The 880-nt window shown below is 59.3% G+C and carries 1 rRNA gene; it reads left to right on the top strand.

Annotated elements, in window-relative coordinates:
* Window positions 1-264: 264 nt before the first annotated feature.
* Window positions 265-880, top strand: a 16S ribosomal RNA gene (locus ABEA77_RS33795); the annotation flags it as partial.

Below are 880 nucleotides of genomic sequence, written 5' to 3'. Positions count from 1 at the left end.
GAAACACCGAAGGGAAAGCCCGGAGGAGCCCTGGGAGGGGGTCCGATGGAAGCGTCCGTTCCTTGAGAACTCAACAGCGTGCTAAAAGTCAACGCCAGATATGTTGATACCCCGTCCATGTTCGGGTCCTGAATGTTTTGTTCGGGGTTCGGGTGGGCGAGGTTCCTTTGAAGATTGACACAGCGAGGATGCTGTGAACCTGCGGGGATTATTCCTTCCCGTGGTTCCGCTCTCGTGGTGTTCGCCCCGGTGACGGGGAAAGCATTCACGGAGAGTTTGATCCTGGCTCAGGACGAACGCTGGCGGCGTGCTTAACACATGCAAGTCGAACGATGAAGCCTTTCGGGGTGGATTAGTGGCGAACGGGTGAGTAACACGTGGGCAATCTGCCCTGCACTCTGGGACAAGCCCTGGAAACGGGGTCTAATACCGGATATGACGCATGCCCGCATGGGTGGTGCGTGGAAAGCTCCGGCGGTGCAGGATGAGCCCGCGGCCTATCAGCTTGTTGGTGGGGTGATGGCCTACCAAGGCGACGACGGGTAGCCGGCCTGAGAGGGCGACCGGCCACACTGGGACTGAGACACGGCCCAGACTCCTACGGGAGGCAGCAGTGGGGAATATTGCACAATGGGCGGAAGCCTGATGCAGCGACGCCGCGTGAGGGATGACGGCCTTCGGGTTGTAAACCTCTTTCAGCAGGGAAGAAGCGTGAGTGACGGTACCTGCAGAAGAAGCGCCGGCTAACTACGTGCCAGCAGCCGCGGTAATACGTAGGGCGCAAGCGTTGTCCGGAATTATTGGGCGTAAAGAGCTCGTAGGCGGTTTGTCGCGTCGGATGTGAAAGCCCGGGGCTTAACCCCGGGTCTGCATTCGATAC

This window comes from Streptomyces tremellae (assembly GCF_039540215.1).
GTDB classification, from domain to species: Bacteria; Actinomycetota; Actinomycetes; order Streptomycetales; family Streptomycetaceae; genus Streptomyces; species Streptomyces tremellae.
This window is presented reverse-complemented; position numbering and strand designations above follow the sequence as displayed.